Consider the following 22,262-nt stretch of genomic DNA (forward strand, 5'->3'; position numbering starts at 1 on the left):
GGTTTATTATCGCCAATATAAGCCCGATATAACGGCCGGTCTGACGGTCGTCTGACGCTGAGTTATAACGATCCCGACACCGAATCTACTCCGTTTTCGTGCTCTGATGCTTGAGCGCTATAGGACCGTGAACGATCTGAAAATCTGGATAATCCGCGTAGAGTATCTTCTCGAAATAAATGCCCTACCCCCTATCCAAATCGCTCTATTTAGGCCATCTACCCGGCTATATGGGCGTATAAAAACAACTAAAAGGTAAATCGGCAGTTGTGAAATCACGTAAATCAAGTAATTCTCAGATACACGATTTCTATCCTTTATTACCCTCTCCTGAATAGGGTTGATTGTCGAAATGAACGCGAAACATATCAGCTCCGAAGAGAAAGTTGAGAAGGGTGTGACCGATGACGCTCAGGACGAGGCTGACGAAGCTGATTGTCCCTCCGAGGAGCAGACGTTTTCGAAAGACGATGTCTTTCATCTCCTCCAGAACGAACGGCGTCGGATGGTCCTCCGGTACCTCCGCGGCTCTGACGGTCCCGTACGCATGCGCGACGTTGCAGAGCAGGTTGCAGCGTGGGAGCACGATACGACCGTCGAAGAGCTCACGTCCACGGAGCGCCAGCGCGTCTACATCCCGCTCTATCAGTCGCATCTCTCGAAGCTCGACGAGGCTGGCCTGATCGACTACCAGCAAAACCGCGGTATCGTCGAGCGAAAGCCCCTCGCCGATCGCGTCGACAAATACCTCGAGCTGGATTCGACCGACGAATCGGTCGACGAGACGGGCCCTGAGAGCCCGGAGTGGGATGACTACTATATCGGTGCAACGGTGCTCTCCTATGCGATCCTCCTCGGTGCAGTGATCGAGCTGCCGTTTACCTCGTTCCTCTCGGGGATCGGCCTGAGCGCACTCATCCTGTCGCTCTTTACGGTGCTTACGATCAGTCGGCTCGTCAACTAACGACGATTAGTGAACTGTTCTCGCTACAGCGTGACCGATACAGGAACGGGACTCGTCGGTTTTGCCGTTACGAAATGAGAACAAACGCCGAGACGAACACGATGAGCACGAGCAATAACCCGACCGAGATCGCTGCAAGCCTCGCTCGTGAGAAGGACCGGCTCTCACCTGATTGATCCGTCGACCGCTCGATCAACCCCTGTGTTTCGTCGAACTCGATGGCACCCTTCGCGTCGAGTGCCGGTAGGCGGTTCTGATGCAGTCGTTCGTGGATAGTCGCCCACGTTTCGATCGATGGGCGAGCCGGTTCGATCAGCGTATCGGTAACTTCGTCGACGGTCACCGGGGTGCTCATCTCGTCGAGGACGGCGACGAGGGCAGCGTCGGATTCCGGAATGAAGTCCCTGATACGGGTGTCGATCGTACCGTCCCCCGAGAAATCGCTTCCGGGAGCGTAGACCATCGTCACTCCGGAAAGCGCATCGGAATCCTCGGACTGCTCTTCGGCGGAATCTGCCGACGAAGAGCGCAACCAAGACGGCGTCAGACGCATATTGCGCGCTAAAACACCGCGGTATATAAGGGTTCTTACGGTTTAGCGCTCGTGAACGGAATAAAGGGGTGTTAGTGCGTTTTCAAAGGTGATAATGATTATTGGAGTCGAAATCTAGCTACTCCCGTACACCCGTCGGGACGAGTAGAACGTGTTACGCGACTAGTGGATCCGGTGGCCGGAGCCACGGGACCAGTTGCTCTTGTAACTCAGACCTGCACTCAAGCCACCCGCGGAGGTCAGTGAGCCTGAGCTTGTGTCTGGCCGGCAGGCCGTGGACGTGCTCGAGGTCGCCCAGTAGCCGTCGATCGAAGTCGTGGCGTTCGAAGAGCGTCTTCCGGTCCGGCCAGGGCGGTTCGAACGACGAGAGAAACGGCGTCTTCCGGCGAAGGAACCCTTCGACCTCGTTGAGTAGCGTCGCATCGTACGGTCGATCGGGCGGTCTGTGTCGCAGGATATCGTCGTCGACCTGCTCGCACGCGCGGAGGAATGTTTCCGTCGTTCGGAGTTCCGGCGGCGTCCGGAGATGCCAGTCGATCAGTTCGCGATCCGTCGCCAGAAACGACGTCACGAAGTGATCGGAAAGGTGATTGTGAAACGGGATCGACGGCTGGTTCGCGATGCCACAACAGGACAGCGCGTTCTGTACTTGGTCCGCGCGCCATCGTTTCGAGTCGAATTCGTCGGCGATAGCCGCCCTGACGAACGCGTCCGGATCGACGTCGAAGGACGTTCGGTCGGCCAACTGGAGGCTGGCGTCGCGGCTGTACCCGAACTTCTCGAGGAACACTTCGACGGGGTCGGGATCGGACTCGAGTCCGCCGGTCGGGATGCGCTTGTCGAGGACGTCGACGGTCTTCGAGGCGGTGAAATGGCCCCGGAAGAACGTGTCACAGAGGAGGCCGTGATACATCGTATCGACTCCGATCTCGTCCGTATAGCCGGCGTGGTGGATGTGCAACGATTCCTTGATCCCCTGTGAGTACGGGATCTTCGACTCGTCCGGCAGGAGATACCGCTCGTCCGGGGGGAAGGCGGTGTGACTCGTGCCATACTGAGCGGCGAGCGATCTCGCGGCGCGGACCTCCTGTGCGTCCAGTGAGCCGACCGTGTAACTGCAGTCGATATTATTGACCTGTGAGAGGACGATCCGCGAGTCGTAGCCCGCCGAGAGGAGAATTCCCTTTTGTCCGGGCAGCGACGACCGCCGTTTGATCGCCCGTTCGAGGCGATCGGCGAGCTCGGCGACGACGTCGAATTCCGAAGACGATTGTGGATCGTAGACGAACCGTTCGAACGAGTCGACCGACGCGGGCTCGAGTCGGCTGTCGATCGGCAGTCGGTGGAGTCCCGTAACGGCCGTCTTCTCGCCGAGCGTCACCCCCAGGTGCAGGTACTCGAGGATTCCGTTCCGATGCAGCGTCGGGTCCGTCATCGTGCGTGCGACTTCGGCGGAATCTGTTCCGAAGACGCGAGTTCCGGACTCGTCGGTGTAAAAGCACTCTCGAGACCGAATCGGATCCGTCGCGACGAACGCCTCATCGCTCGCTTCGGTGTCGATCACGGCCAGATATGAGCCGTTGAGACGCTCTAGTGCGTCGACCCCTTCCGACTCGTAGTGCTCGAGGAGCCAGCGAGCGGTGTTGGGCTCGTCGTCGGGAACGTACGCCTCCCCCCAGATGAGACAGTAGCCGTCGTCGCGAGTGTACGTCGCGCTCCAGCCGGGCGTCCCGAGATCAGAATCCCTGATTCCGACCGTGACGGTCGATCCGGTGAGTACTTCGTCGAAGTCCTCACTGGATCTGAACCGTTCGAACGCATCAATACCGCCGAATACACCGAAGAGTTCCCTGTTCATCGTCGAAGACCACCGCGTAGATGACGTCCGATCGGAGCGTGGAATACGCTCGCCCCCACCCCACGTACGGACGCCTTCGTGGTCTTCTCTTTGCGGGAGTTCTCAATAACTATGCGACTATTAAGTACTGAAACGGCCGTTGAGCGCCGATGCGAGCGGCCCCCGATCCCGACTATTAGATCTATAATAATAGGATTGCTGGCAGTACCATCGGATCGCTAATGTCACGGAAACGCGCGACACGACGACGGTTCCTCGCACTATCGGGTGCAGCCGGTCTCACCGGGATGGCGGGCTGTGCAGAGCAGATCAGGTCTGCGACCGGTACGGGGAACGGGGACTCATCGGACGACACGACGGACGATTCGGACAGCTCGGTACCAGGGTTGGCTGACGGCGTTCCGCCGCTCGAAACGGAATTCAACAGCAGGGAACGGCTTCGCCAACCCGGTAAATCGTTCGACAATTTCAGCGATCTCGAGCCTTGGACCGTCGAGCAGGGATCGGGCGAAGCGGACACGGACGTCGTCTTCGACGGCGAGCAGAGCTTCAAGCTCCAGTCGAACGGCAGCGAGAACGTCGTTGCCCAGCGAAGTCTCGGGGGCGAGGACATGACGGGGACGGACCTGTCCTTCGCCATTCGGACGACGACCCCAGAGAGCATCACGGTCAACCTGCGTCTCGTCGATCGGTTCGGGAGCTCGAAAGTGTACTCGCTCCGCGAAATTACGTACCGTTCGCCCGACGTCGGCTGGTTCCGGGCGAGCCCCGGGGTCTTCAAGCAGAGCGAGTACGAACCCGACCTCGATAACCTCGATCGGCTCGAGATCCAGCTGCTTCACTCCATGCCGGAGGCCGAGGTCTGGATCGACGACCTGCGCACGCACGAGACGCCCGATCAGGGGTACGTCATGCTGAGCTGGGACGACGGGATGCTCGACTACTACGAAACGGCCGCGCCGCTCCACGACGAGTACGGGTTCCAGACGGTGCAGGCACCGGTTCCGCGGTGGGTCGAACAGGGCGAAGACGGAACCATGTCGCGCTCGGAGCTCATAGAGCGCCAGGAGGCGGGCGATCAGATCGTCGTCCACGGGACGCACGATCCGATGGCTGAAACCGACGAATCGAAAATCGAAGGCAGACTCAAGGCGGACAAGCAGTGGTACATCGACAACGGGTTCGAAGGGGCGAACTACATCGTCTACCCGCACAACAGCTACGACAAGGCGAGCCTCAAGCAGACCGCCAAATACCACTACTGCGGCGGCTTCAATCAGGCCGGCAACGTCAACACGACGAACGTCTACGGCTTCGATCCGCTCGCGTTACCGCGGACGATCGGGCACGACCTCGAAATCTCGAAACGGTGCGTCGATCTCGCCGCAGCGCACAACCAGTGTACGATCCTGAACTTCCACACCTTCGAAGCCGACAACACGATGCCAGAGGGTGACTACGAGACGTTACTCGAGCACATCGATAGCTCCGATGTCGAGGTTATTACCTTCGACGATCTCTGGAAGATGCGGACGAGCAACCTCTGATCGGCGACGGTCGGCTCACCCGCTCGGTGCGTGCGGACTACTTCTCGAAACGGTCGGTGTCCCGTAGAAACTGCCGCTGTTCACGAGCCGGAAGCGACGGTGCTCCGGCCGTGGCTGCCGTCGTGGTCGCGCGGTTGGCCCGACACTCAGCGGATCAGCAGTTCGTCGCGAGCGTGATCCGGGCGGTGTCGGTCGAGCCGTCTTCGTCGACGATTCGCAGTGCGACCGGGTGTTCGCCGGGTGCGCTGACCGTCACCTCGACCGTTTCGCCGGTCTCGTCGAACGAGCCGTCGTTGCCGACGCACCACTCGTAGCCGACGAGTTCGCCGTCCGGATCGGACGACCCCGACGCGTCGAGCGTGACCGTCTGGCCCGGCTCGATCGCCGTTTCGCTGGTCCACGTCGGACGAACCTCGATCTTCGCGGCCGGTGACTCATCGCTTGCGGACTCACCGTCGTCGTCCGAAGACTCGTTACCGTCCTCGTTTGAGGCCTCATCACCGGCCTCGTTTCCGGGCGCTTCGGTATCATCGTTAGCGTTGTCGTCCGCGGGCTCAGGCTCGGGTTCGGGTTCGGGCTCTGGCTCGGGCTCTTCGGGTTCCTCGGGCTCGGGTTCGGACTCCGCCGGCTCCTCGTCGACCGGTTCGTCGGGAGTACTGCCGCTGTCGGAGTCCTCGAGGAGCAATTCGCCCTCCAGGAGCCGCTCGACGATGGCCGTATGCCACCTGACGCGCGTCTCGAGCTCGACGTCGGTCGAAACGGTTTCGGCGAGGAATCCGTCGGCGTTCAGATCGCGCGCGGCCTTGTGAGCGAGCAAGCCACTCGGGTCGGTGTCGGGCATGGAGAACGGCCCGGTCTGGAACGCGAGATTGGGGTCGTCTACGTAGTTCCGAGTGACGTAGTCGGCCGCATCCGCGGCGGCAGCCGCCTCATCACCGCTGGAGTGGAAAATCGCTTGCCCGACCCCGTCCATGGGGTCGCCCGCGTAGATCCCCGTCGACTCGTGGAGATCGATCATGATGTCCGGGTCGTACTCGCTGACGACCTCCCAGATGGCGCGTGCGAGTGCCGTTTCCGGCGTTTCCCCCTCGTGGAACTGTCGGTTGAGGTTGTTCCCCTCGTCGTCGTTCCTGGTCCCGCGCTCGATCGCGACGGCATTCGCCTCGGGGATCGCCACGAGCGTGCCGGCGTCGATCGTCCAGTCGGCGATCTGCCCCGCGGCCGTATAGCCCGCGGTCTCGTTTCCGTGCAGTCCGCCGACGACGATCGCTGTCGGTCCCTCGGCGTCAGCGCTCGTCACGTACGCCGTCGTCTCCTCGTCCGTTCCCTCCCGAATGACGATGGAGTCTCGACTGACGCTCCCCTCCTCGTTTTGGATCGCACCGCCGACGACGCTGGCGGCACTTGCACTCGCGAGTGCAAACCCGGCTGTCGCTCCCAGTACCGATCTCCGTGAAAGTGAATCGCGTCTCATCCGTTCGGCCCCTCGGTTGCGGTCGGCTTTACTACAGGTACGGTAACCGATGGAAACGGAATTGTTCCGGTTTTGCAATGGTTCGCGGCAAGAGAACGCACACGCTGTGGTCGAAAGCGATCAGCCGCGAACGGGCCCATTCACCGAGAACGTGTGCGCTGACTGAATATGAGAGCGACGAGCAGGAAGCCGAGCGCGAAGACGACCGGAAGCGGTCGCCGACGAACCCCAGTGCCGGTGACCCAGCAGATACCGGGGTACGACCGCGGCGACGTGGCGGCGTTCCGCAAGTGCCACGCCCCTCGCAGGAATCGTCCCTCCGCGAGGTACCGCTTCGCGAGGATGAGTTCGTGGCTCGAGCGAATCTCGTACCCCTCCTCCTCGAAGCGTTCGACCTCGTCTTCGTACGCCGAGAGATACTGCTCGCTCGCGTTTTTAATGACGTCAGCTGACGGGTGGCCGGTATCGTCGCGGTAGACGAGAACGTTGTCGACGCAGGCGAGTTTGCCCTGCTCGAGGACGCGCAGACAGAACTCCGGGTCCTGGAACCGATCCAGGTCCTCGTCGAAGCCGCCGGCCTCCCTGGCAACCGCCGTGCGGACGAGCAGTGTCGAGCCGGCACCCGGCTGGACGTTGTCGGCGAGAATCTCGCCGACCAGCTCATCGTTGCCCTCTTTCGTGGGTTCGCCATCCCGGCGAGCGAGCACGGATGCGGCGGTCGATCGGAGCCAGCCGCTCGTTCCGGACAGATCGTACGTCGTGTCGCAGTAGGCCCCGACCCAGATGCTCGAGCGATCTTCGAGAGCCGCAAGCTGGCGCTCGAGTTTCTCAGGGAGCCAGATGTCGTCCGAGTCGAGGAAGGCGACGTACTCTCCGCGTGCGTGTTCGAGACCCGTGTTCCGGGCGACGTTCGCACCCTGGTTGGTCGCGTGAATGACGGTCCGAACCCGCGGATCCTCGTACGCGGCCAGCACCGACTCGGTGTCGTCGGTCGAACCGTCGTCGACCACGACGACCTCGAGGTCGTCGATCGTCTGTTCGAGCGCGCTGTCGATCGCGCGTTGAAGCGTCGCTGCTCTGTTGTACGTCGGGATGATGACGCTGACTCGAGTCATTTGCCGGTCGTACCTGTCCCGATCGGTTTATTATCGCGTGGCTAAACGCCGTCGCCCCTCGTCGTCTCGCGTGGTGGCGTGCACGTAGTGCCTGTCGGTACCGTTACCCCGAGACGAACCGGTACGGCTGTAGCGACCGACCATCGCTCGAGGACAGCCGACCGGCTCTCATCGGTCGACAGGGCCCAACTAACAACTGTATAAGAAAGATCAAACGATCCGTCGACGTGGGTAATGACGAACAGAAACCGACGATCGTTCGTGACGACCGTTGCAGCGGCTGGAACGCTCGGACTCTCCGGTTGTCTCTCGCAGTTGCGGGAGTGGCGTGGCGGCAATACCTCGTCGCCGGCGGAGTCGACGCCGAGCGGAGACGCCGATCAGCCGAGCGCCGACGGACTGCCCGAGCTCCCTGGTGAATCGATCGATGACTTCGAGTCCCTCGACGACTGGATCGCGATGATCGACGGCGGCACCCTCGAGGCCGGGACTGACGATCCGTACGGCGGATCGCAGTCGGCTCGCCTCACCGCGAGCGAGGACACGGAGTACGCGGCAATCTACAAGGTGGTCGACGGGTTGGACCTGCGCAATTCGAACCTCTCGCTTGCCGTGAAGTTCACCGGCCGCGAGCAGCTCCGGCTCTCGCTCGAGTTATTCGCGCCGAACTCGCGGAACGCTCACGTGCTGCAGCGGACGCTCATCGGCCCGTCCGATCGGTGGGTTCGCGTCGATTTCGGCACCGGTCAGATCGAGGAGCAGCCGGATTTGACGGACGTCAGCGAGATTCGATTGACCGCCCGTCGGCGCGGTGACACGTCCGGCTCGATCGACTGCCAGGTCGACGATCTCCGCGTCGTCGACCGACCGGAGAGGGGTAACGTGATGCTCCTGTTCGATGGGATGCTCGAGAGCCACTACACGGAGGTCTTCGATCGGATGGAGTCCTACGGGTACGCGGGCGTCGAAGCCGTCATGCCCGAAGCCATCGGTGAGGGAGAGCGACTCACGATCGACAGGCTCGAGGAACTGAGCGACGCGGGCTGGGACATGGCGGCTCGGCCGCGAACCGGCGCTCACTTTCTCCACGAGTATTCCCCCGAAGAGCAAGCGCGGATGATCCGAGACACGAAGCTGTACCTCGAGAGCCGCGGCTTCGAGGACGGCGCGAAGCACTTCGTCACCCCGCGGAACGTGCTCAGCCCGACCGCTCGCGACCTCGTTGAGGAACACCATGAACAGGCGTTTCGGTTCGGCGGCGGTCCGAACGGGCTGGCGCTCACCGATCCCTACAACGTAGGATTCTTCGCCGGCGACGCCGGCAACGAAACGGAAACGTACATCGACTACGCCGCCGAGTACGGCCAGCTCGCGGTGTTGCAGTTCGATTACATCGGCGAGGACGGGATGAGCGTGCAGGCGTTCGCGGACCTGCTCGAGTATATCGACGAACAGAACGTGGATGTCGTTACTGCGACGGACCTGTTGTAGTAGCCACTGCAACGATTTCCACGCTGATCGCACAGTCCGCAGTTCTCACTCACAGTGCTGGCTCACGGCTCGCTTCGCTCGCCGTTCGCGTCCCCGCGGTTCTCGCTCACTACGTTCGCTCCGAACCGCGCCCGCTCCGAACCGCACTCGCTCCGAACCGCGCCACTCTCATGCAATCAGGTGTGCCGTGACTGTCAGTGGCTACTATAGCTGGTGTCTGACCGGTTGTGACGAATGACTGGCTGTGACGATGATGTGCCGATAGTATCGCTGTGGTGACCGAGGGCGTGACGGAGCCGTCTGCCGCTTCAGGGAGAACGTGCGGTTGTCGGAACAGTGTTCGGTAGCGGTCGGGGGTCGTGTTTAGTTTGTAGCATTGTGCCAGACGGCGAAGGCTTGGAGCCACGATTCGGCTGTTGATGGTTGTGCGTGACTGAAACAGTTTGAGAATGAGGAGGTACGTCGCTTTATCTCGCGGAAGACACGTTCCGCCGCGTTCCGATTTCCATGTTTTTCGTATCGAAAACGGAGCCCAGATCGACGGAGTGCAGTCTGGAGATGTTTCGCTCCATCAACGAGAAACACGGCATCATCAAGATCATGTTTCTCAGTGAGTTCGTGCAGGAACCGTTCTGTCAACGCAGTCGTAGTCGTCGAATACAGCCGTATATGGAGTATGTTGTTCGTTTCTGGATCGACAGCGGTGTACAGCCAATAGCGATGTTCGTTAAGTTGAATCACCGTCTCGTCAAGTGCGACGTGATTCGGTTCCTCGTCAACTGTCGGCTGTATATCGCATTTGTGAACCCAATCATGGACTGCTTTGCGACTGCGCTCGACACCGAACCTCTCTAATTCTCGAACGGTATTCGAAAGCGATAATCCAGCAAGATGGAGTCGAATACCGAGCTCCATCAGCCGACGCGGTGTCCGTTCTCGCTCCACAAAATCCAAATCAATCCAGTCGCTACTACCGCTGAGGCGTGCGATTTCTGCCATGAACCAGCTGAAAATCAGCACGCCTCACTTTTCACGATTAACTAAACACGGCCGTTCCAGCGGCGTTGTCTGGTTAAGCCAGTGTGTGAACCCTAATCCATATTAATCATCAGGAATCGCGAACAGTCTCCCAGTCATGCTGGGAGATATTTACCAAGGTGCTCGCGGTCCACCACAAGGAAACGAGAGCGATCATAATGCCAAACCAGGCAGGGATACTTGCGCTTACAAACATAATAGCACCTCCCGCGATTCCGAAGATGAATACGCCCAACTTCACATACCGTCTATCACCATTAATGATATCGACTGTTGCGAAGGCAAGGGAAACTAGCGCTACGACAACGGGACCGATTATTGATATATACAGGTCTCCTGTAGCCAGATACAGAACAAGCGAGACGACCGGTAGGACAACTATTTCCCGAACCCCGATCCGCTCAATCAGTTTTCTAAAGTCGGGATCTACCATAGGGAATGTTTCTCCATGAGAAGTAATAAATCTATCGGCAGAATTCTGGATATATATTTCACCAGTAATTGTTCGGAATCTGTAAACACCAATGCCACACCGAAGATATTTAAATGTTGGATTGGTGAGTGAATCGATCAGCAGCCGAACGCGCCTGCACAGATAATTGCTGGCGACGCTGCACAAAGTGCTGCTCCCTGCACGGTAGTTACGTATCTACAAAAGACTCCGCAAGCCCCCGCTAGCACTGGATAAGTTGTAGCGTATGGGACACACCGGGTTGCACAACCGTAGAAGCCAAGTTGCGACGTGCCAGCACATATCGCAGGAATGACCGCAGTACAGGTGGTACAGCCGATCCTACCGGCTAGACCCTGTGTGCTAACACCAGTATCATTTTGATAGCTCTCAACCACCTCAGGCGTGAGGCTAGATGGCAATTCGGAACTCTGGCTACTTACGGTACCAACCGGTTCAGTAGTATTGGGTAGTTGTCCCTGCTGTTGGTTCTGGACGACTTCATTACCCTCCTCGTAGCTGAAGAGTTCATACTGGACCTCGTCATTTGACTCGGCAGTCTTGTGTGTCCTATCTTTGGATCGACTCAAACTGGCACTATCAGAGGAATTACCGTGAAGAGTAACTGCTCCGGCAGAGACAGGAATTCTACCGGTTCCATCATTGGCCTGAACCGAATCGCCTGAGTTGACTCCAGACTCCGGTTCGTCGACAACACCTGCCACTAGCACACCGAGATCTTGAGGAGTAGTGTTCTCCCATGGGGTACTGGTATCTTTCAGGAGTGAAACGGCGAGCGAGGGATTGAGTGCGTTGACGTCTTCATTATTCGTCGTAAGTTCGAGCGACAGTGGGAGCACATTTTCCACCGTCCGTCCTGTACTATCACTTATTTTTTGGCGAAGATCGCGAAGAGCGTTAGACTCCTTTATCACGGAGACGTCGCCAAGAGCCGCTGGGCGTTTCTTGAAGCGTGAGTTGGCAAACTCTTGATCAGCATTCCCAGATGCCTCCCAATCCAACTGCGCTGAGCCAGTGCCGACAGCCCCGGTCAGAGTAGCGCCTCCGATGGCCATTCCCCGGAGGACTTTTCGTCGATTTATACCGTTTCCGTACGTGGTATAGTCATCGTATACCATCAACCTAATTTATAATATGGGGATATAAAAAACTAACTCCTGTATCTAATTCTACTTAATAGATTAGAATCGAGAACATCGTCTCCCACCGTCGCTGTGGATTTCTCTGCCGACACGAGACTGTCTTGTTGAATCCAGTGGCGACGTAACGGTGGCTGTTTGATGGGTTGTTCGAGGGTGTAGACTGCGGAGATGAACACCAACTCACAAAATCCTCGGTACAAGTACGTGGCCTGACAGCGAATCCATACCAGCGCTTGATGGCTGAGAAGGCGGTTTCAATTATCCAGCGGGCGCTGTTTCGTTAAGCGTGAAAAGTGAGGCGGTACGATTTTATGGTGTCCATGCCACAAATCGACCGCCTCAGCGGGTGTAGCGACTGGATTGATTTGGGTTTTGTGGAGGGAGAGCGGACACCGCGTCAGCTGATGGAACTCGGTATTTGACTCCATCTTGCTGGCCTATCGCTTTCGAATACCGTTCGAGAATTAGAGAAATTCGGCGTCGATCGCTGTCGAAAGACAGTCCACGATTGGGTTTACAAATGCGATCTACAGCCGGCAGTTGACGAGAAACCGAATCACGTCGCGCTTGACGAGACGGTGATTCAACTTGACGAACATCGCTATTGGCTGTACACTGCTATCGATCCAGAAACAAACAATATACTCCATATACGGCTGTATTCGACGATCACGATCGTGTTGACAGAACGGTTCCTGCGGGAGCCCACCGAGAAACATGACCTTGACGATGCTGTGTTTCTCGTTGAGGGAGCAAAACATCTCCAGACTGCACTCCGCCGATCTGGACTCCGATTTCAATACGAAAAACATGGAAATCGGAACAGTATTGAACGTGGTTTCTGTGAGATAAAACGTCGTCTATCTTCGTTATCAACAGTTTTAGCCACGCACAACCGTCGACAGCAGAATCGTGGCTCCAAGCCTTCGCCGTCTGGCACAATGCTACAAACGAAACACGACCGTTCCAGCCGAATGGAGGACGGACGGTTCCGAACCACGGCCGTCGGTCGTCGTTCGAGGCATCGGGTATCGTCTCGCGATGCCGAGTGAGCCGAGACCGATCCGCACCCGGCTGCTGTGACGCGCAACGTTTATCACACGTCTGTCAGTAGTAGTGTCTATCTCATCGACATCTCTCCGTCGGTCCGGAACTGTCGCTGCCGGCACCGCGCTGTTGGGTGTGGTCAGCCTCCTAACCGCGGCGTTGCTGTTCGCGGCGATTCCAGAAAACCCGCCCGGTGACGGGTTCGCGGCCGGTCTCACCGGAATCTTCGTGTTGCTATCCGTGATTGCGGGTATCCTCGCGCTCGCGGAGGCGGGGATCCTGTACTTCAGTATTCGTCTGCGGGAGCCGTCCGAACGGTCGCGACGGGTACTCACGATAGGGGCCGTCGCCGGGAGTCTCTCAATTCTCCTGCTGGTCGTCCCCGTGCTGGTCGCACGAGTGTTCGATATGTTGGTCCCCGGTCCCGCGTGGGGGCCCGGAATCGGGCTCGTACTCGTCCCGATCGGGATCGGCTGCTCGGTGCTCGGCGTCGTCCTGCAACTCTTCGACGGATCGCGGACTCGAGCCCGCACGTAACGGTTCGCGGCCCGTCAGTGAGTCGAAATGGCGGCTGTCGACCGGCTCGAGGCGAAGATCGCGAGCAGGTAGCAGACGATGGCGACGACGACGATCGAGCCGCCGGTGGGCAGCCCCTGGGAAATCGAGAAGACGAAGCCGCCGATGACCGCCACCTGTCCGAAAAGGATCGAACAGTAGAGCGTCTCCCGGAAGCTGTGGGCGATCTGCGTGGCCGCGGCGACGGGGACGACGAGCATCGCGGCGACGAGGATCACGCCGAGGATCTGCATCGCGCCGACGACGACGACGGCCGTCATCACGATCAGCAGGGTGTTGTACCACGTCACGTTGAGCCGCGCGACGCGGGCGGCCTGTTCGTCGAAGGTGATGAACAGGAGTTGCTTGTAGGTCGCGACGGTGACGACCACGACGACCACGGTGATGACGGCCATCAGCCGCGCCCCCGAGGGGGTGACGACCGAGATGTTCCCGAATAGATAGCCCTCGACGTTGAACCCGGTCATGCCGCGGCCGTAGCTGATGATCAGCGTGCCGACGGCGAAGCTGCCGGTCAGCATGATCGCGATCGGCACGTCGCCGTAGGTGTCGGTCCGTTCGGTCAGCCACTGGACCCCGAGCGCACCGAGGACGCCAACGATCAGCGCGACGAGCATCAGCGAGCCGTTCCAGCCGGTCGTCGCGCTCACAACCAAGCCGACCGCGACGCCGGCGAAGGCCGTGTGGGCCAGCGTCTCGCCGATTAGCGCCATCTCGCGGTGGACGAGATAGGTCCCGACCAGCGGCGCGACGACCCCGATCAGGATTCCGGTCGCGATCGAGCGCCACATGAACGGATGGTAGAAGACGTTCGTCCCGAGGTAGTGATCCGCCCACCAGCCCGCAATTCGGGCCTGTTCGTACAGCACGCCGACGACGGGCGCTTCGCGCAACGCGTCGATAGTTAGCAGGCCGACCATCGCGACCGCGAGGATCGCGGTGAGGCCGATTCCGACGTGCTCGAGCCGACGACGGAGAGAGTGATGCTGCGTCATCGATATCAGTGGTGGTGATGGACGACCTGGCCCGTCGCGCCGTAGGCCTCGGTCAGGGCGTCGCTCTCGACGAACGATTCGGTGTCGCCGTGGTGGTAGAGTTCGGTGTTGATGCAGGCGATCCGGCTCGCCCGGTCCGTGACGACGCCGATGTCGTGTTCGATCAGGATGATCGCGATCCCCGACTCGTTGAGTGACTCGAGCAACTGGTAGAACGCGTCGCGGGACTCGGCGTCGACGCCGACGGTCGGCTCGTCGAGCGCCAGGAGGTCGGCCTCGGAGGCCAGCGCGCGTGCGATGTAGGCCCGCTGGCGCTGGCCGCCGGAGAGCTGATTGACCTGTCGGTCCGCGAGGTCGGTAATGGCGACCGTCTGGAGGGCCTCGTCGACGGCCGCGTGATCCTCGTCGGTCAGTCGGCTGTGGCCCGCGTGGGCGAACCGGCCCATGGTGACAACCTCGCGGACGGTGACCGGCATCGAGCCGCCACGATTGGTCGCCTGCTGGGAGACGTAGCCGATCCGCTCGCCGTCGTCGAATTCGTCGACGGGTTCGTCGAACAGTTCGATCGAGCCGCTGTCGGGACTGCGCAGTCCGAGCATGAGATGCAGGAGGGTGGTCTTGCCCGAGCCGTTGGGGCCGATCAGCCCGAGGAAGTCTCCCTCTTCGACCCGAAGTGAGACGTCCTTCACCGCCGGCTGCTCGCCGTAGGCGAACGTCACGTTTTCGAGGTCGACGACGGTCACTGTGCGTCTAGTGCCTTTTTGAACGCGGGGATGTTTATCTCTTCCATCTGCTCGACGTAGCCCCAGTCCCGCTCTTGCCACCTCGCGAGAGTCCCCGAGAGGTGCGTGATCGGCATCGCGTCGGTCGCGTCGGTGTCCCGGAGGATGGTGTTGACCAGCGGCGGGTACTCGCCTTCGCGGTCCTCGAAGGGACTGTAGAGGATCGTCTCGATTCCCTCTTCGTCGACCAGCTCGAGCGTCGCCGAGATATCGTTATTACTCGGTTCCTGTGGGCTGACACCGGTCGGCGTGTGGATTTCGAACCCGTATCGCTCCTGTAGGTAGGTAAACGAGTCGTGACCGGCGAAGACGGCGATCTGACGGTCGGCCGCGTCGATTAGGTCTTCGAATCGCTGGTCGAGGGCTGCGAGGTCGTCCGTGTACGCGGCGGCGTTTTCCTCGTAAGTTCCGGCGTTGTCCGGGTCGGCGTCGGCGAGTCCCGACGCGATGGTATCGACGATATCCTGCGCGAGCACGGGGTCGAGCCAGACGTGGGGATCCACCGACGACCGGTCGTGATCGTGGCCGTCGTGGGTCTCGTCGCCGTGGCCGTCCTCACTGTCGTGAGAGTGGTCGCTGTGATCGCCTTCGTCCTCGTGGGAATCATTGCTGTGATCGCCTTCGTCCTCGTGGGAATCATTGCTGTGATCGTTCTCGGTCTCGTGAGCGTGGGTACCGGCGTCGGCCTCGTGGTCCCAGCCGAGCAGTTCCCCCTCGAGCCCCTCGAGCCCGTCGATCACGGCCACGGTATCGTAGTCGGTCTCGAGCGTCGCCGCGATGTCCTGTGCCCACGAAAATTCCGGCGTGTCGAAGTAGACGAACGCGCCGGCGTCGGCGATGTCTCGAGTCAGATCGCCGCTTGGCGACCAGCCGTGGCCGGGCTGGCCGGTTCCGACCGGGTTCTCGAAATCGACCGCGTCGCCGCTCACCTGCTGGCCCCAGTCCCAGAGGGTAAAGAAGGCGGCGTAGCCGGTCTCGAGGTCCGCGTTCGTCGCGTCGATGTCGTCGAGACAGCCGGCGACGGTACCGGCGGCGAGTGCGCTGGCTCCCCCTCTGAGCAGCGCGCGTCGTGTCGGGTTCATACTCGAGACTGGTCCCGCCGGAGTATAAGGGTTATTATCTTAGAGCCTTATTTTGTTAACTGCAACGCTCGATGGTCGAGTCTGTTAACAATAACTGGCGATATAGCGAGCTGAGTTAGTAATCCGGTCGTCTCGAGCGAAGTCGATCCAGTGTCATCGACGGGTTGGGACGACCTGCGAACGGTCACTCGAGGGAAACCTCGAGTTGCGTTCCGTCCAGTCGACGATAGGCCGGCGGACGGTCCGAATCGGAATCGCGAATCACCTCGAACGCGTTGAATCGGATCACGAGCCGCCCGGGATCGATCGTCGCCCGGAGGACGGGGCCGCGGCTCGTCACGACGACGTAGGGCGGTCCCGCCACGGGACTCGCCCGAAGGTCGTAACCGGTTGCTTCGACCGCGTCGGCGAGGACGCTCAGCAGGGCTTCGAGTACTCCGGTTTCCTCGAGGAGTCGGCGAAGTCCGTCGGCCACCGCGTGGCTGTCCGTCGTTCTCGAGGTATCCCAGGGGTCGGCGACTGCGTCGGCGCAGGCGTCGATCCCGGCGACGATCGGCGCGTGATCCGTCTGGATCCGTCGCCGAGCGTCACGAACTGGATGGGACACGGCTTTCGGTGGAACGGGGACTTACAAAGATGTCCCGACTCGAATCGCATCCATGGTAGATAATCACTCCCGCTGGGCCCGTTTCGCTGGATTCTGGTTGGATTATCCGTTGTATAGCCGTGTGAATAGAGCGGTGAGTTACTGATGGGTATTGGGTGAGACGAAGCGTCCTGCTATCGTGGTAACAGGGAATCGCCACGCCCTCCCCAACCGATTTCTGCTCACGGGCGTGCAGCGCCCGTTCGCATGGTTCGCGGAACCGTCGGTTCCGCGCTAACGCTCACGCCTAACGGCGTTCACTCATCCCTCGCGCAGTGGTATCGACCGACCTCACTTTGCTCACGGTTCCCTGCGGTCACCGCTCGCTCTCCGAGGCCCTCACTGTGTTCGCGCCTCGCGACGCTCGGCCGGTCGACAGCGCGCGCCACCGCACACCGGTTGGCCAGCCTGGAGTGAGACGTAGTTCACCTGTATCGCTTCTCAGATAGCAGCTCGAGACGATGAACACGTTCTCCCCCAGTCGACCGCGTACCGGTCCAGCGCTACTCGTTCCGACTTTCGACGGATCCGACGGTTAGCGTCCGGGCTCGCCGCAGGACGCCGCGCGCCCGCCGTCGCCACGACGGTCCCTGACGGGCCGCGAGCTCGCGCCGAAGCCGCTCGTTCTCGTCCTCGAGCTCTCCGTTTTCCGCCTCGAGGCGATCGATCCGCGCCTCGAGGTCGTCGACGCGGTCCTCGAGTCGGTACCGACGCGTCCGCTGGGCGTCCCGGTCGTTTCGCAACTGGTCGCGCTCCCGCCGGAGTTGGGACAGTCGAGCCTCGAGACGGTCGCGTTCGTACCGGTTCGAATCGACGAAGGGGTCGCGGTCCGCATCTTCTGGAATCCCCTCGAGCGATCCGTCTCCGGCGGCCGTCTCGTCGGATTCGATCTCGATGTGCCCCGACCGTGTCGCGTTGACGACGCCGCCCACGAGCAGTATCAAGCCGCCGAAGTAGAGCCACGTCAGTAAGAGGAGGATCGCCCCGATCGGGCCGGCCGACTCGGAGCTGCTCGAGATGGCGACGTAGATCTGGAAGAGCGCCTGAAGCGCCGCCCAGCCGACGGCGGCGACGATAACGCCCGGGAGTACCTCCCGAGCCGAGACGTCGACGTCGGGGAAGAAGTAGTACATCGGGAGAAATGCGATCGTCAGCCCGACCACGAGCAACAGCGGGTTCAACACTCCGAGGAAGGGAATGTTCGGGAAGAACGCGAACGCGATGGTGGTCATCGCCGCGGCGACCAGCGCGACGCCGATCGTTCCGAAGACGACGGCACCGTCTTGTAGTTGATCGACGAGTGAGTTCTCCTCGGTCGACGCGTAAATCTCCGAGAAAGCGGTGTCCAATCCCCGAAAGATCTTCAATGATCCCCAGACGAGCGCGACGAGTCCGATGATCGAGGTTCCGACGCTGCCGGTATCTCCCTCGATCCCGTCCTCGAGGATGATCTGCCCGCTCTCGGGGAGAAATCCCTCGGTCGTCGAAGAGACCTGCTGGGCGAGCGCCTCGTCGCCGACGAACGAGACGAGGAAGAAGACGAGCACGAGCAGCGGAATCAAGGAGATAAACGCCTGATAGGCGATTCCAGCGGCCATGAACGTCACGTTCTTTTCCTGGATGCCCGTCACGACCGACTTCGCGAAGGGCACCGCACCGCGGACGTTGATACCCATACCGGGAGTCCATCACAGGGCCGGATAGCCCTCCGGCTTGCAGCCACGCGCCCCGTTTGACCGGCGATCACGACCGACGATGGGAACGCTCCGCTTCGAGCAGCGGAGCCACGGCGTCGCGCGTCGGTAACGCCGCCATCGCCCCCTTCGCAGTGGTCGCCGTCGCAGCGACCGCATTCGCAAACGCCACCGCGTCTGCGGGTTCTTGGTCGTCTCGCAAGGCTGCGATCGCTCCGGCGACGAACGCGTCACCGGCACCCGTCGTATCGACGGCGGCGACGTCGAATCCGGGGTGGTCGACCACGTCCGCGGGCCACGGTGCATCGTCGCTCGCGACGCCGACCGCCCCGTCGCTTCCGCGCGTCACGAAGACGGTGTGGGGCGGTCCGTGGTCGATCGTTGCTCGCGCGATTTCGGCGGCCGAATCGCCGGAAAATCCCAGCGCCTCGAGCTCCGCCGCCGTCGCGAGACAGACATCGACGTGAGCGAGCGCGTCGCCTACCACGCTTGCGAACGTCCCTACATTCGGCCACAGCGCCGGCCGCAGGTTCGGATCGAACGAGACCGTACAGCCCGCGGCCGCGGCTCGCTCGAGCAGGTCGAGCGTCGCCGCGCGCGATGACCCGCTCGAGAGGGTGACGCCGCCGGCGTGGACCCACTCGCAGTCGGCCAGCGTCTCATCGTCGATCCGGTCGGGCTCGAGGCGTGTGTCGGCGGTTCCATCCCGGTAGAAGGTGAACGCGCGCTCGCCGGTCTCGTCGTGTGTGACGAACGCGAGCGTCGTCTTCGCGCCCGGATCGCGCTCGACGAACCGAATGGGGAGACCGTTGTTCTCGAGGACGCGCTCGAGGTACCGGCCGAACGGATCCGCCCCGACGCGAGTCCAGAACAGCGGTTGGCCCTCGAGACGGGCGAGCGCGACGGCGACGTTCGCCGGGGCCCCGCCAGGGCGGCGTTCGAAGCCGGCGACGTCCTCGAGCGGGCCGGCCCGTTCGGGTACCCAGTCGATGAGCGTTTCGCCGGCGACGAGGACGTCGTGAGACATGCTCGAGCGTCCACCGCCGACGGCGGTAGTTCTGTCGACAGAGAAGCTATATACGAGGCCGATTACAAACGGGATATGCTCGTATGAAACACAGTTCACGACGCAGACTTCTCGCGGCCGGGGCGAGCCTTACCGCACTGAGTGCGGGCTGTCTCGACCGCCTTTCAGATGACGAGGCCGCTGACTCGGAGGAACCGGACGAGAGCGACGAGAACAACGGGAGCGACCTGTCTCCCCTCGTGCGCTGGGTCCCCGCATCGGGGAGTTCGGAGCTTCTGTTTCACTACCGGGACCTCACCGCGGTTCGGCAGTACGAGAACGCCTTGCGAGCGGACGTGGTCGAATCCGTTCCGACGCTCCCGGACGGAGAGAGTCGCGAGTTCGTCGAGCAGGTCACGGACGGCGAGTCGGCAGTGGACTCCGTGTGCAGGTTCGGTTCCGAGGGCGTTACCGGAAACGTCTTCGTTTCCGGCTCGTTCGATCCCGGTGCGGTCGACGCCGACCTCGAGTCGGCGGCCGGCGCGTTCGGGATCTTCGAGCGCGACGACGTCTCGATCGCCGTCTCCGGGGAGACGGTCGTCGTAAGCCCCGCCGACGGCGCGGATCTCGAGGCGATCCTCGCGGCGGGCGTCGAGGGAACCGATCGCCGAATCGATGCGCACGGGAATTTCGCGCAGTTGACCGAGCGAGTCGGCGACAGCGCCTTCCTGTGGGGCGAATACGAGGGCAGTGATGACGGTGCCGGGGCCGCCTTCTCGTGGACGTTCGGTGCCGAGACGACGACGTATTCGACGATCGCCGTCTATACTGACGCCGATGAGACGGACGAGTTCGAGGAATCGTTCGCGGACCAGCCCGACGACGTGACGGTCGAAACGGACGGCAACGTCGGTATCGCGACGAAAACGATCCCGAGCGAGGAATACGAGTATCAGGACCTGTTCGCCGAACGCGGAAGCCAACCGACGGAACCGTACGCGGGGGTGAGCCTCGATACCAATCGGAAACCGAACGCGGTCGTCGTGACGTATCACTCCAGCGGCACCGCCGATCGAGTCGAGGTGCGCGACGAGAGCGGGGTCCGCGTCGAGTTGACCGAGGTCGGCCAGGCCGAGACGATCGAGTACGAGTCCGGTACGTCGGCGACGATCACCGTCGTCGCCGTCGGAGACGGCGAGGAGAACGTCCTCATAACCGAACCCGTCTCGTTCTGAGAGGGGCTCCGCGAGCGATTGCGAGACGGGGATGGCGTGTAGAAACCGATGGCGAACCGATAGCGATCGGCCGGGCTACAGGATGATGCTCTTCTCGCGCATCATCGCGTGGATCGAGGCGTCGAGGCCTTCGCGGCCGATCCCCGAGTCCTTGTTGCCGCCGAAGGGGACGTCCCCGAGGCCGTGGCTCGGCGCGCCGTTGATCCGGACCGCGCCCGCATCGATGCGCTCTGCCATCCGCATCGCGCGTTTGTAGTCGTTCGTGAAGACTGCCGCGTCTAGCGCGAGGTCCGAGCCGTTGGCGATCTCGAGGGCCTCGGCCTCGTCTTCGAAGGTCGTGATCGCGGCGATGGGACCGAACTGTTCCTCGTCGACGATGCGGGCGTCGTGCGGGACGTTCGCGAGCAGCGTCGGTTCGAAGAACTGGTTGGCGAGTTCGTCCGGGACGCCCTCGGGGGCGCGTCGTTCGCCACCGCGGACGAGCTCGGCACCTTTCTCGAGGGCGTCCTCGACGAGCGTCTCCACCCAGTCGGCCTGGTCCTCGCTGATGAGCGGACCGAAGGCGGTGTCCTCGTCGAAGAGGTCGCCGGCCTGCCAGGCGTCCATCTGGCCGTCGATCAGGTCGACGAGGTCGTCGTGGATCGACTCGTGGGCGAGCACGCGCGAGATGGCCGAACAGCGCTGGCCGGCGTACTTGAAGGATCCTTTGGCGCAGTCGCCCGCGACGTCGGTGAGGTCTGCGTCGTCGAAGACGACCGCCGGAGCGTTGCCGCCGAGTTCCATGTGGAGGTTGACCATGCCGCTCTCGCGGGCAACGTGTTTGCCCGCGCCCGAGGAGCCGGTCATGGCGATCGCGTTGACGCGGTCGTCGCCGGCGAGCACGTCGCCGATCTCGCTGGCCTCACCGGGGACGAAGTTGAACGCGCCGTCCGGGATTCCGTCGACGTTGGCGATGACGTCGGCGAGGATCGCCGCGGAGATGGGCGTCTTGCTGGCGGGCTTGAGCAGCACGCTGTTACCGGCCGCTATCGCGGGCGCGACCTGTAACGCCGTCGTCGCCAACGGATAGTTGTAGGGCGTGATACAGAGGACGGCACCGATCGGCTCGTGCTTGACGATCGCCTGCCACCCCTCGTGGCCCGCCGTCGATCCCTCGCGATACTCGCCCGTGCTGACGACGTTGCGCGCTTCCTCGGCCGCTCGGTCGAAGCGCTCGGCCGCCTGTCCGACCTCGCCACGAGCCGACGAAATCGGTTTCCCCGCCTCGCGGACGATGACCTCCGCGAGCTCCTCCTCGCGCTCGCGCAGGCCCTCGGCGATCGCCTCGCACCACGTCGCGCGCTCGACGACCGTCGTCTCGCGCATCTCTGGTTTGATCTCGTGGGCGGCCGCGAGCGCTTCACGGGCCTCCGTGGGTCCTGCTGCGGCGATCTGCGCGAAGGTTCCGCCCTCGGCGAGGTCCGATACCGACAGTACGTTCTCGGTCTCGAGCCACTCGCCGCCGACGTAGAGCCGCTCTCGTCGCTGTGCGATTCTGGTTGCCAT

At 61.7% G+C, this 22,262-nt stretch carries 19 protein-coding genes and 1 pseudogene; 6 read left to right on the plus strand and 14 right to left on the minus strand.

Going from position 1 to position 22,262, the window contains the following annotated elements:
• Positions 1 to 352: 352 nt before the first annotated feature.
• Positions 353 to 964: a hypothetical protein gene (locus tag LDH74_RS00765; RefSeq protein WP_226040731.1), complete on the plus strand. Its 612-nt coding sequence runs from the start codon at positions 353 to 355 to the stop codon at positions 962 to 964.
• 67 nt (positions 965 to 1,031) lie between these two features.
• Here LDH74_RS00765 and LDH74_RS00770 read toward each other — a convergent pair whose 3' ends face one another.
• Both LDH74_RS00770 and LDH74_RS00775 read right to left on the minus strand, forming a co-directional pair.
• Positions 1,032 to 1,517 carry a hypothetical protein gene (locus LDH74_RS00770; protein ID WP_226040732.1) on the minus strand — a complete coding sequence of 162 codons (486 nt, stop codon included), beginning with the start codon at positions 1,515 to 1,517 and terminating at the stop codon, positions 1,032 to 1,034.
• A 154-nt stretch (positions 1,518 to 1,671) separates the two neighbouring features.
• Complete coding sequence (locus LDH74_RS00775) at positions 1,672 to 3,375, minus strand: asparagine synthase-related protein (RefSeq protein ID WP_226040733.1); 1,704 nt, start codon at positions 3,373 to 3,375, stop codon at positions 1,672 to 1,674.
• Between the two features lie 221 nt (positions 3,376 to 3,596).
• On the opposite strand from LDH74_RS00775, the gene LDH74_RS00780 reads away from it, so the two are divergent.
• Entirely contained in the window at positions 3,597 to 4,922 is a 1,326-nt protein-coding gene (locus LDH74_RS00780) for a polysaccharide deacetylase family protein (protein WP_226040734.1), read from the plus strand.
• A gap of 154 nt (positions 4,923 to 5,076) precedes the next feature.
• Here LDH74_RS00780 and LDH74_RS00785 read toward each other — a convergent pair whose 3' ends face one another.
• Positions 5,077 to 6,396, minus strand: coding sequence for a PKD domain-containing protein (locus LDH74_RS00785; protein ID WP_226040735.1), 1,320 nt, complete (start codon positions 6,394 to 6,396; stop codon positions 5,077 to 5,079).
• 140 nt (positions 6,397 to 6,536) lie between these two features.
• Entirely contained in the window at positions 6,537 to 7,511 is a 975-nt protein-coding gene (locus tag LDH74_RS00790) for a glycosyltransferase family 2 protein (RefSeq protein ID WP_226040736.1), read from the minus strand.
• A 234-nt stretch (positions 7,512 to 7,745) separates the two neighbouring features.
• Between LDH74_RS00790 and LDH74_RS00795 the strand changes: the two genes are divergently transcribed.
• Positions 7,746 to 9,002, plus strand: a complete 1,257-nt coding sequence (locus LDH74_RS00795; RefSeq protein ID WP_226040737.1) for a hypothetical protein — start codon at positions 7,746 to 7,748, stop codon at positions 9,000 to 9,002.
• Positions 9,003 to 9,365: 363 nt separating this feature from the next.
• On the opposite strand, the gene LDH74_RS00800 is transcribed toward LDH74_RS00795, so the two are convergent.
• From LDH74_RS00800 to LDH74_RS00810, 3 genes are all read right to left on the minus strand, one after another.
• Positions 9,366 to 10,001: an IS6 family transposase gene (locus LDH74_RS00800; RefSeq protein WP_226040268.1), complete on the minus strand. Its 636-nt coding sequence runs from the start codon at positions 9,999 to 10,001 to the stop codon at positions 9,366 to 9,368.
• 109 nt (positions 10,002 to 10,110) lie between these two features.
• Positions 10,111 to 10,473: a hypothetical protein gene (locus LDH74_RS00805; protein ID WP_226040738.1), complete on the minus strand. Its 363-nt coding sequence runs from the start codon at positions 10,471 to 10,473 to the stop codon at positions 10,111 to 10,113.
• A 137-nt stretch (positions 10,474 to 10,610) separates the two neighbouring features.
• Complete coding sequence (locus LDH74_RS00810) at positions 10,611 to 11,630, minus strand: hypothetical protein (protein WP_226040739.1); 1,020 nt, start codon at positions 11,628 to 11,630, stop codon at positions 10,611 to 10,613.
• A 344-nt stretch (positions 11,631 to 11,974) separates the two neighbouring features.
• Between LDH74_RS00810 and LDH74_RS00815 the strand changes: the two are divergent.
• Both LDH74_RS00815 and LDH74_RS00820 read left to right on the plus strand, forming a co-directional pair.
• Positions 11,975 to 12,606: pseudogene (locus tag LDH74_RS00815) on the plus strand (IS6 family transposase); the annotation flags it as partial.
• Positions 12,607 to 12,836: 230 nt separating this feature from the next.
• Positions 12,837 to 13,238: a hypothetical protein gene (locus tag LDH74_RS00820; RefSeq protein ID WP_226040740.1), complete on the plus strand. Its 402-nt coding sequence runs from the start codon at positions 12,837 to 12,839 to the stop codon at positions 13,236 to 13,238.
• A gap of 14 nt (positions 13,239 to 13,252) precedes the next feature.
• Here the strand turns inward: LDH74_RS00820 and LDH74_RS00825 are convergent, their stop codons facing one another.
• The 6 genes from LDH74_RS00825 to LDH74_RS00850 all read right to left on the minus strand — a co-directional run bounded on the left by LDH74_RS00825 (position 13,253) and on the right by LDH74_RS00850 (position 19,503).
• Entirely contained in the window at positions 13,253 to 14,272 is a 1,020-nt protein-coding gene (locus LDH74_RS00825; RefSeq protein ID WP_226040741.1) for a metal ABC transporter permease, read from the minus strand.
• A gap of 5 nt (positions 14,273 to 14,277) precedes the next feature.
• Positions 14,278 to 15,015 (minus strand): metal ABC transporter ATP-binding protein, encoded by a 738-nt coding sequence (locus LDH74_RS00830; protein WP_226040742.1) that lies wholly within the window; start codon positions 15,013 to 15,015, stop codon positions 14,278 to 14,280.
• Positions 15,012 to 16,136, minus strand: coding sequence for a metal ABC transporter substrate-binding protein (locus tag LDH74_RS00835; protein ID WP_226040743.1), 1,125 nt, complete (start codon positions 16,134 to 16,136; stop codon positions 15,012 to 15,014). The genes LDH74_RS00830 and LDH74_RS00835 overlap by 4 nt, the downstream gene beginning before the upstream one ends.
• Before the next feature lie 184 nt (positions 16,137 to 16,320).
• Positions 16,321 to 16,743, minus strand: a complete 423-nt coding sequence (locus LDH74_RS00840; protein ID WP_226040744.1) for a hypothetical protein — start codon at positions 16,741 to 16,743, stop codon at positions 16,321 to 16,323.
• Between the two features lie 542 nt (positions 16,744 to 17,285).
• Positions 17,286 to 18,458, minus strand: a complete 1,173-nt coding sequence (locus LDH74_RS00845; RefSeq protein ID WP_226040745.1) for a YhjD/YihY/BrkB family envelope integrity protein — start codon at positions 18,456 to 18,458, stop codon at positions 17,286 to 17,288.
• 67 nt (positions 18,459 to 18,525) lie between these two features.
• Positions 18,526 to 19,503 (minus strand): carbohydrate kinase, encoded by a 978-nt coding sequence (locus tag LDH74_RS00850; RefSeq protein ID WP_226040746.1) that lies wholly within the window; start codon positions 19,501 to 19,503, stop codon positions 18,526 to 18,528.
• Positions 19,504 to 19,586: 83 nt separating this feature from the next.
• Between LDH74_RS00850 and LDH74_RS00855 the strand changes: the two genes are divergently transcribed.
• Positions 19,587 to 20,717, plus strand: a complete 1,131-nt coding sequence (locus tag LDH74_RS00855) for a hypothetical protein (protein ID WP_226040747.1) — start codon at positions 19,587 to 19,589, stop codon at positions 20,715 to 20,717.
• A gap of 75 nt (positions 20,718 to 20,792) precedes the next feature.
• On the opposite strand, the gene LDH74_RS00860 is transcribed toward LDH74_RS00855, so the two are convergent.
• A complete protein-coding gene (locus tag LDH74_RS00860; RefSeq protein ID WP_226040748.1) occupies positions 20,793 to 22,262 on the minus strand; it encodes an aldehyde dehydrogenase family protein in 1,470 nt (489 codons plus the stop codon).

This window comes from Natrinema sp. DC36 (genome assembly GCF_020405225.1).
GTDB lineage: Archaea > Halobacteriota > Halobacteria > Halobacteriales > Natrialbaceae > Natrinema.